Annotated in this window: 5 protein-coding genes and 1 pseudogene; all 6 read left to right on the forward strand. The window is 70.5% G+C overall.

Annotation, left to right across the window (positions count from 1 at the left end; genetic code table 11):
* Nucleotides 1-812: amino acid permease (locus IE312_RS40605; RefSeq protein WP_229899994.1), on the forward strand; the 812-nt coding region annotated here is incomplete at its 5' end.
* A gap of 137 nt (nucleotides 813-949) precedes the next feature.
* Nucleotides 950-1,372 carry a M67 family metallopeptidase gene (locus tag IE312_RS17820; RefSeq protein WP_189982913.1) on the forward strand — a complete coding sequence of 141 codons (423 nt, stop codon included), beginning with the start codon at nucleotides 950-952 and terminating at the stop codon, nucleotides 1,370-1,372.
* A 79-nt stretch (nucleotides 1,373-1,451) separates the two neighbouring features.
* On the forward strand, nucleotides 1,452-1,547 hold the full coding sequence (locus IE312_RS44140; protein WP_019065921.1) for a putative leader peptide: 96 nt from the start codon (nucleotides 1,452-1,454) through the stop codon (nucleotides 1,545-1,547).
* Nucleotides 1,548-1,648: 101 nt separating this feature from the next.
* On the forward strand, nucleotides 1,649-1,936 hold the full coding sequence (locus IE312_RS17825) for a MoaD/ThiS family protein (RefSeq protein ID WP_189982914.1): 288 nt from the start codon (nucleotides 1,649-1,651) through the stop codon (nucleotides 1,934-1,936).
* A gap of 17 nt (nucleotides 1,937-1,953) precedes the next feature.
* The gene (locus IE312_RS17830; RefSeq protein WP_189982916.1) at nucleotides 1,954-2,904 is read left to right on the forward strand and encodes a PLP-dependent cysteine synthase family protein; all 951 of its coding nucleotides are present in this window, start codon (nucleotides 1,954-1,956) and stop codon (nucleotides 2,902-2,904) included.
* A 70-nt stretch (nucleotides 2,905-2,974) separates the two neighbouring features.
* Nucleotides 2,975-3,208, forward strand: a pseudogene (locus IE312_RS40610) (hypothetical protein); the annotation flags it as partial.

Genomic DNA, 3,208 nt, shown 5'->3' on the forward strand with positions numbered 1-3,208 from the left:
ACGGCGGCTTCTTCCCGCACGGTGTCGGCAACACGCTGATGACCCTGCAGATGGTCATGTTCGCCTTCCTCGCCGTCGAGCTGGTCGGTGTGACCGCGGGCGAGTCCAAGGACCCCAAGACCGTGCTGCCCAAGGCGATCAACACCGTGCCGTGGCGCATCGCCGTCTTCTACGTCGGCGCGCTGATCATGATCCTGTCGGTCGTGCCGTGGACCAACTTCCACCCGGGTGTGAGCCCCTTCGTGGCCGCCTTCGAGAAGATGGGCTTCGCCGCCGGCGCGGGCATCGTCAACTTCGTGGTGCTCACCGCCGCGCTGTCGTCCTGCAACTCGGGCATGTACTCCACCGGCCGCATGCTGCGCGACCTCGCGCTCAACAGCCAGGGCCCGAAGGTCTTCACCAAGCTGACGCCCAGCGGCACCCCGCTCGTCGGCACCACGTGCTCCGCCGCGCTGATGCTGGTCGGCGTCTGGATCAACTACCAGTGGCCGGGCAAGGCGTTCGACTACGTGGTGTCCTTCGCGACCATCTCCGGCATGTGGGCGTGGATCGTCATCCTGCTCTGCCAGCTCCGCTACCGCGCCAAGGCCGACCGCGGCGAACTGCCCCGCTCGGAGTTCCGCGCGCCGGGCGCCCCGTTCACCAGCTGGTTCGCGCTCGCCTTCATCGGCATGGTGATCGTGATGATGGGCATCGACAAGGACGCCCGGGTCTCGCTGTACTGCGCGCCGCTGTGGGCCCTGATCCTCGGCGTCGCCTACCTGGTGCTCAAGCGCCGCAACCCGGAGGCCGCGGCCTTCCGCAAGCGCTGACCGTCCCCCGGAAAGGACGTCCGGCCGCCTGGAGCTCTCGTGGCGCCCCCGGCGGCCGCCGCTCAGGACGTCCGGCATGTGGGCCGTCCTGTACCATCCCTCGGTACGGGACGGCCCCTTTGCTTATCCTGACCCCCATGCTGACCATCACCCAGGCCCTGTACGACCAGATCGTCGCCCACGCGCGCAAGGACCACCCCGACGAGGCGTGCGGCGTGGTGGCGGGCCCGGCGGGCGCGGACCGCCCCGAGCGCTTCATCCCCATGCTGAACGCGGCGATGTCGCCGACCTTCTACGAGTTCGACTCGGGCGACCTGCTCAAGCTCTACCGCGAGCTGGACGACCGCGACGAGGACCCGGTGGTCATCTACCACTCCCACACCGCCACCGAGGCCTACCCGTCGCGCACCGACATCTCCTACGCCAACGAACCCGGCGCCCACTACGTCCTGGTCTCCACCGCCGACACCGACGGCCTCGGCGAGTTCCAGTTCCGCTCCTACCGGATCGTGGACGGCCAGGTCACGGAGGAGGAGGTCAAGGTCGTGCAGGCCTACTGATCTCGACCACCGGACGGAATCCGTCCGGCATGCGGAATCACACTCCGGGACGCGGTCCGGGAATCGATACGATGAGCCCATGGTTCTTCTCGACGTGAGCGACAAGGCGCCGGGCACGCTGCTCGTGGCGCGGCTGCACGTCGACCTGTGCAGGCTGAACAGCGCCATCTGTTGACCGACCCCGCTGCCGCCGTCCGGCCGTGAGCCGCGGCGCGCCGCCCGGTGCCGCGCGCGCCTGACCGAACCGACGACACCTTCCGACAGGAGCCCTGAGCCATGGCCATCGAGGTCCGCATCCCGACCATCCTCCGCCAGTACACAGACGGTCAGAAGGCGGTGGAGGGCAACGGCGAGACCCTCGCCGAGCTGTTCGCCGACCTCGAGACCCGGCACGCGGGCATCCGGGCCCGCCTCATCGACGAGGCGAACGGCGAGCAGCTGCGCCGCTTCGTCAACGTGTACCTGAACGACGAGGACGTCCGCTTCCTCGACGGCATCAGCACCAAGCTGTCCGACGGCGACAGCGTGACGATCCTGCCGGCCGTGGCCGGCGGCATGCGCTGACCGGTCACCGAGCAGCGATGCGCTACGACTCCCCGCTGGCCGCGGTGGGCAACACCCCTCTGGTGCGCCTGCCGCGGCTGTCGCCGTCCCCGGAGGTCCGGATCTGGGCCAAGCTGGAGGACCGCAACCCCACCGGCTCGGTCAAGGACCGCCCCGCCCTGCACATGATCGAGCAGGCGGAGAAGGACGGCCGGCTCACCCCGGGCTGCACCATCCTGGAGCCCACCTCCGGCAACACCGGCATCTCCCTCGCCATGGCGGCCAAGCTCAAGGGCTACCGCATGGTGTGCGTGATGCCGGAGAACACCTCGCAGGAACGCCGGGACCTGCTCGGCATGTGGGGCGCCGAGATCATCTCCTCGCCGGCCGCCGGCGGCTCCAACACCGCCGTGCGCGTGGCCAAGGAGCTGTCCGCCGAGCACCCCGACTGGGTGATGCTCTACCAGTACGGCAACCCCGACAACGCGGGCGCCCACTACGCGACCACCGGCCCGGAGATCCTCGCCGACCTGCCCTCGGTCACCCATTTCGTGGCAGGCCTGGGCACCACCGGCACCCTCATGGGCGTCGGCCGCTACCTGCGCGAGCACAAGCCCGACGTGAAGATCGTCGCAGCCGAGCCGCGCTACGACGACCTGGTCTACGGCCTGCGCAACCTCGACGAGGGCTTCGTCCCCGAGCTGTACGACGCCTCCGTCCTCACCACCCGCTTCTCCGTCGGCTCCGCCGACGCCGTCACCCGCACCCGGGAGCTGCTGCAGCAGGAGGGCATCTTCGCGGGCGTCTCCACCGGTGCCGCCCTGCACGCGGCGATCGGGGTCGGGCGCAAGGCCGTCAAGGCGGGCGAGAGCGCCGACATCGTCTTCGTCGTCGCCGACGGCGGCTGGAAGTACCTGTCCACGGGCGTCTACACCGCGGCCACCACCGAGGAGGCCATCGCGACACTGCAGGGCCAGCTCTGGGCGTGACGGCGGGGGATCCGGCCGCGCCGGTGGTACGTCCCATCTGCACCAGCACCTCTGCAGAAAGGCGGACCCCATGCGCCGTACGACGCCCCTCGCCCTCGCCGCCGCCGCGCTGATCCTGGCCGGCTGCGGTTCCCAGCAGGGCACCGGCAGCAGCGACAAGGTGTCGGCACCGCCCCGCGGCGGGACGCCGTCGCCCACCCGGTCCGCCGGCGGCTGCACCGGCCGGGCGGAGCTGACGGCCGCCGATCACGGCCGTACCGTCTGCGTGGCCGAGGGCGGCGAGGTCCGGCTGTCCCTGGACGGC

This window comes from Streptomyces capoamus (genome assembly GCF_014654935.1).
GTDB lineage: Bacteria > Actinomycetota > Actinomycetes > Streptomycetales > Streptomycetaceae > Streptomyces > Streptomyces capoamus.

Bases quoted from the DNA above. Each gene is read 5' to 3' on its own strand.
- IE312_RS44140 (WP_019065921.1), top strand. From the start codon at position 1,452: ATGGTTCTTCTCGACGTGAGCGACAAGGCGCCGGGCACGCTGCTCGTG.
- IE312_RS17825 (WP_189982914.1), top strand. From the start codon at position 1,649: ATGGCCATCGAGGTCCGCATCCCGACCATCCTCCGCCAGTACACAGAC.
- IE312_RS17830 (WP_189982916.1), top strand. From the start codon at position 1,954: ATGCGCTACGACTCCCCGCTGGCCGCGGTGGGCAACACCCCTCTGGTG.
- IE312_RS17820 (WP_189982913.1), top strand. From the start codon at position 950: ATGCTGACCATCACCCAGGCCCTGTACGACCAGATCGTCGCCCACGCG.